We start from the raw sequence: 4,914 nt of genomic DNA, 5'->3' as shown, positions 1-4,914 counted from the left end.
GGTCGGGGTCATCTGTTGCGAGGTGGCGAAAGCCCATGATCCGGCCAACCCGCTCTCCCTTACTATTCTTGATCAGGATTCGCCAGCACCCATAATCACGGCAGATCAGAGGGCGTGTTGTATGGACACAACAGTACCCTTTTCCTTCATGGAACCTGAAGAAGGGGCAGGCCTCAGGACGGTCGATGAAGGTGCTCCTATCCGAAAAAAGGGCGATTTTGTCGGGATCGACACAGACATCCGTCCTCTCTCCGGTATACTGGTTCTTCAGACGGTAGCGGAGGTTCCCATAGTCCTCTTCGATACTATGGACAAGACCGAGGTGGGTGCAGCAGTCTCCGCACTGGCTGCATTCGAATGTCAGGGGATCATTCCCCCTTCACAAAGATCCAGCATGCCCATCCGAATGCCTCCCTTCCATAGACGAGGTATTCGTCCTGGATACGGCAGAGATACTCCTCCATCTCCTCTCTCTCCGGGTGGTCCGGATTTGCCGTTAGCCAGTCTGAACAGTTTCTCCAGATTGAACTCTCATAGGTGTCATGATCTGCCGGAGATGCCCGGATTACACCAGTCAGGGTGAGGTTGAGGTCGCGGGCAGCAGCGATGAGGCCGTACTCGGTTGGTATCTCAGACCACTGGACAGCAAACTCGGGCGGGACCCGGTCAGTCTGCCAGTACCGATCGCCGAGCACGATTGTACCGCCGGGTTTTGTGATCGATGCGAGGTGAGGAAGAGACTCGACTGCCCCCCCGAAGATGAAGGCAGATCCGATGGCAGCAGTACAGTCTGCTGGTGATTCCGGCTTCCATACAGCGGCATCTCCTTCAATAATGGCGATCTTTTTTCCGGCAGTTGCACAGGCCTGACGAGCACGGATGACAGACTCATGCCTCTGTTCGATACCGATGCCGGTGATGCCAAAGGCTCTGTGCCAGAGGGCGAGGAGGGTTGCGTTGCCACAGCCGATATCATAAACGACTGCTTTTTTTGGGAGGCGGGCGAGATCACCCGCCTGCCTGATCATCTCCGGAGTGACCGGGTTCATCAGGGGAAGGCTCGACTGGGCGATTGATTCTATCTCGGTCTCGTTCATGAGTTAATCACGTCTTATTTCAGATGAATTGGTCAGATACTGTCTGACCAATTGTTCTTCCAAATTGTTGTATATCCTGAGATTTCTGGAAGATTGTCTCTGGAATATACTGGTTCTTTGCATGATACTCAAGGTAAAAACGACGCATGTACTTGAGATTTGTCGTTGAGAAGCCCCTCCCAAACTCTTCTGATAGCTTTATTGAGAGTTGTGTCAGTATCTGCTCCCCATAATCCGCCCTTCTGCTTCCCTTCTGCTCATATTCCACAATTCTTAAACCGATCTCAAAGTTTGTGATGACCAAAAGGGTGTTAATATTGTGACTTGCGGCCCGGCGAGCACCGCAAATCAGCTCCCGTATCTCTGAAAAAAGTGGGAGGAATAACTCTTCCGCAGATATACTTTCTTTTTTTATAGATTTATTTTGCATAATATTCTATTCACTACTATTATTCTTATGTCAGTTTCTTCATGTAATCTGACCCGCTCGATCAGGGGAAGGCTCGACTGGGCGATTGATTCTATCTCGGTCTCGTTCATGGGATTCTCTCGTAGGGAGTATATGATCGTCTTCCGGCTTCAGATGGGATGAGAAGGGAGGTCCCTTCACACGTTTTCATGCTGTACTTCCGGGAGCATCGCATACTCCGGGGAGAGTCGCCCGAGGACCTTCAGCGAGTACGTCCTGAAGAAGGTGATGAACGGGACAGAGATGAGGAGAGCTACAGGTACTGCGATGATCAGGTAGGGGATGATGAGGAGCAGGAGAATGGTGTTCATCATCTGAACAGTGGCATACAGGATGAAGCCGATTATGGCGAAGGGGATGGCGAGTATCCCCAGTGCGAGGAGCGTGATGAGGAGGATGACGATGCCCGCACCCAGAGCTGCAAGGAAGCGGACGATCAGATAGATGATCCCCTGCATCCATTGTCTTCGTATGATCGCATAGATGCTCTTCCATCCTTCGATCACTCCACAATCCTTTTTGATCATGATCGGTACAACAAAGTCGATGGTGATGAGCTGGATGACACCTGCGGTGACAGCGATAATAAGGAGTATCGGGATGATGAGCAGGAGCAGGAGAGTCATCGGGACGAGGCCAAAACCACCACCAATCCCCCCTGTACCGGTCACCCCTGATACGAAGAACAGGGGGATGAACGCTGCCAGGAGGGCAAAGACGAGGATGACCGAGATGCCGATCTGGAAGAGGAAGAGTCTGGCACCCTTCTCTGCACGCGGCCTGAAGTACTGCGAGATCGAGACATTCTTCGTTGTTATACAGTCAACAAAGACGAACTGGAGGATCGATCCGATGAGCATGTACACAAGACCAATTGCTACCATCGCCAGAACAACTGCGAGGATGATTCCAAAGTAATCCGAGATACCTGATGTCTGAAATCCGGTGAATATCTCACCTGGGAAGTCATTATCTGAAGACCATGTCGTCTGCGGGAATCCGCCGCCGCCCCACCCGACAAAGAGTGCGATGAGTGCAAGACGGAGCCAGACACCTTTGTTAAAGGGCCAGAGGAGATCCCGGGTGACCTGTATCGCACGATCCAGTTCTGTGAACGCATAGTAATCTTTCGCCATAGATGGATCACCGTATGAGGGGCAGAGGGGATAAAGGTGATGAGGATTGGAGATAGTTTCAAGGGACCATTTTTTTGCGCAACGAATTGCCGGTAGTACATAGACAGTTCTGAAATATTCCTGCGTTTTTCAAACCGAGAGCTTCCTGGAGCTTTTTTGCGACACCTCACCTTCAGGAATACCAATTATTCGCATGACTTCCGTGGTGAAGAGGGTCAACGTAACTCCACGATCGTCTTTTGACCATCACAGGAGAGGCATATCTTAGAGGTCTTCTTTCAACCCCCTTCCGTTAAAAGCCGCCACTCCCGCCCCGATCAGCGGTGCATCCCCACCAAGCGGACTCACCACCACCTTCGGCATCGGCAGGTACCGGTCCACCTGTTCAATCATCGCAGAGACAAAATCCGGATGATTCCGTACAACCGGGCCATCAAGGATGATGATTTTCGGATCATATGCTGCGATCACCCCGGAGAGGCCCCGACCGCAGATCACTGCAAGCTCATCACGGAAACGGGCAGGAACTGCCTCCTCTGATGAGAGGATCGTATCTGCATCAGGAAGCGTCTCAATGAAGATCCCCTCCTCCGCACAAAATCTTCTATAGAAGCGTGGGATACCGTTTCCGGATGCATATGCCTCGAAATGGCCGGTTCCGCCACACCCACAGACGAGATGATACCTGCCGTCCACATACAGATGTCCGATCTCACCGCCGTTTCCTGTTGAGCCGGTGATGAGGCGGCCACCGGAGATGACACCGCCGCCAATCCCGGATGAGAACGTGATATAGACGAGATCAGTCTGACCTTTGCCAGCTCCAAAAGCCTGCTCAGCGAGTGCTCCTGCCCGGCAGTCATTTATCAGTGATACCGGGCGGGAGAACCGCTCCCGGAGAGGAGATATGAGATCGATTCTATCAAATACCATATTCGGGGAAGAGGCGATAGATCCGGAGGTGAGGTCGAGAGGACCTGCTGACGATATCCCGACTCCTGAACCGGGCGGTGTTGTGGGAAGAAGCTTCTCAAGTATCCCTATCACCGCATTCGTCACCACCACACCGGAAATGCCGATCTTTGGAGTAGGTATCCGGAGACGCTGCGTGACCGTTCCATCCACCGAGACAAGGCCACCCCGGATCCAGGTCGCTCCGATATCGATAACCGCTCTCTGCGTCATACTGATCCAATCATAGCTATATCGAATGTATTATCGTTTCGAAATATATATTCACAGTATGGAGAGGCTCCCCCTCATACTCATCATAGTACTCCTTTTTATCACAATCGGAGCGGAAAACGTCACAGCAGCCGAGTATCCTACAGCACCCCTTGGCACTCTTGATTCGATGTCCCAGTTTGTTGAATGGCTCTGCGAGCTTGCAGAGGAGCTGATAAAGATCTTCACCGATGCAATGGAGATGATCGGCCTCTCCAATGAGAGTTACGTCAGTGATATGGTAGATACCATGAATGATGGCATGAATCTTGTCAATAAAACAAAGGGGCTCTGAGAAGGGGCCTGTACCAGACATTCATACTCTCAAAACCTCCAGAAATCTGGGTATTATTCGGGAGTGTCCCTGCATAGCGGTATCCTCCCCGTGAAAAGAGGATATTCACGGGGGGCTCTTCTGCCCGGCAGATGGTATAGGCGAGATGAAATGCATCATCCCTGACAACCCGCTCCATATGATCAAGGAGAGCTCCCGCCGCACCAGTTCCCCGTGCAGATGGGAGGGTTGCGAAATCGGTCATCTCAACCGTCTTTGAGAGAAGATCAAGCTCGGCAGATGAGGCGGCGATGAGATGAACCCCTTCGCAGAGCATAAAGAACCGGGTCTTTCCGTCTGCTATTGAATCAGAGATGAAATCCGGATCATCGATCGGAAACGGATAGCTCGGAAAGACCGAGGCATAGATCCCTGCGAGTGCATCGGAATCAGAGACGAGAGCCTCCCTTATCAAATACCCTTCCATGAGGGGGGGATGACCTTCCCCTGCACGCTCCTCTGCAACACTCAGTATCTCAGCAACCCGGGACGTATTATAGGACTTCCGGGCACTTCTGGTGTATTTACCAAGGAAGAGACAGGCAGAACCATCAGGAAAGTAGCCGGGAATCTCCGCTTCAATTGCGAATCCCGCATTCAGAAATGCAGGAGCTGAGGCGGAAGGCACCTTTGCAAAGACCTTTGAGTACCCTT

8 protein-coding genes are annotated in these 4,914 nt (G+C 51.9%); 2 read left to right on the top strand and 6 right to left on the bottom strand.

Annotated elements, in window-relative coordinates:
- The 3 genes from Q7V06_RS05000 to Q7V06_RS04990 all read right to left on the bottom strand — a co-directional run.
- A partial coding sequence (locus Q7V06_RS05000) for a YkgJ family cysteine cluster protein (protein WP_304839006.1) occupies nucleotides 1-364 on the bottom strand: 364 nt, incomplete at its 3' end.
- A gap of 4 nt (nucleotides 365-368) precedes the next feature.
- Nucleotides 369-1,097, bottom strand: coding sequence for a methyltransferase domain-containing protein (locus Q7V06_RS04995; protein ID WP_304839005.1), 729 nt, complete (start codon nucleotides 1,095-1,097; stop codon nucleotides 369-371).
- A gap of 19 nt (nucleotides 1,098-1,116) precedes the next feature.
- Entirely contained in the window at nucleotides 1,117-1,527 is a 411-nt protein-coding gene (locus Q7V06_RS04990) for a DUF1016 N-terminal domain-containing protein (protein WP_304839004.1), read from the bottom strand.
- A gap of 27 nt (nucleotides 1,528-1,554) precedes the next feature.
- Between Q7V06_RS04990 and Q7V06_RS04985 the strand changes: the two genes are divergently transcribed.
- Complete coding sequence (locus Q7V06_RS04985; RefSeq protein ID WP_304839003.1) at nucleotides 1,555-1,689, top strand: hypothetical protein; 135 nt, start codon at nucleotides 1,555-1,557, stop codon at nucleotides 1,687-1,689.
- A 14-nt stretch (nucleotides 1,690-1,703) separates the two neighbouring features.
- On the opposite strand, the gene Q7V06_RS04980 is transcribed toward Q7V06_RS04985, so the two are convergent.
- Both Q7V06_RS04980 and Q7V06_RS04975 read right to left on the bottom strand, forming a co-directional pair.
- Nucleotides 1,704-2,702 carry a hypothetical protein gene (locus Q7V06_RS04980; RefSeq protein ID WP_304839002.1) on the bottom strand — a complete coding sequence of 333 codons (999 nt, stop codon included), beginning with the start codon at nucleotides 2,700-2,702 and terminating at the stop codon, nucleotides 1,704-1,706.
- Nucleotides 2,703-2,966: 264 nt separating this feature from the next.
- On the bottom strand, nucleotides 2,967-3,887 hold the full coding sequence (locus Q7V06_RS04975; RefSeq protein WP_304839001.1) for an ROK family protein: 921 nt from the start codon (nucleotides 3,885-3,887) through the stop codon (nucleotides 2,967-2,969).
- A gap of 58 nt (nucleotides 3,888-3,945) precedes the next feature.
- On the opposite strand from Q7V06_RS04975, the gene Q7V06_RS04970 reads away from it, so the two are divergent.
- On the top strand, nucleotides 3,946-4,221 hold the full coding sequence (locus Q7V06_RS04970; RefSeq protein ID WP_304839000.1) for a hypothetical protein: 276 nt from the start codon (nucleotides 3,946-3,948) through the stop codon (nucleotides 4,219-4,221).
- Here Q7V06_RS04970 and ablB read toward each other — a convergent pair.
- A partial coding sequence (gene ablB, locus Q7V06_RS04965) for a putative beta-lysine N-acetyltransferase (protein WP_304838999.1) occupies nucleotides 4,199-4,914 on the bottom strand: 716 nt, incomplete at its 5' end. The genes Q7V06_RS04970 and ablB overlap by 23 nt on opposite strands.

Source organism: Methanocalculus sp., from assembly GCF_030651615.1.
Taxonomy (GTDB): Archaea; Halobacteriota; Methanomicrobia; order Methanomicrobiales; family Methanocorpusculaceae; genus Methanocalculus.
This window is presented reverse-complemented; position numbering and strand designations above follow the sequence as displayed.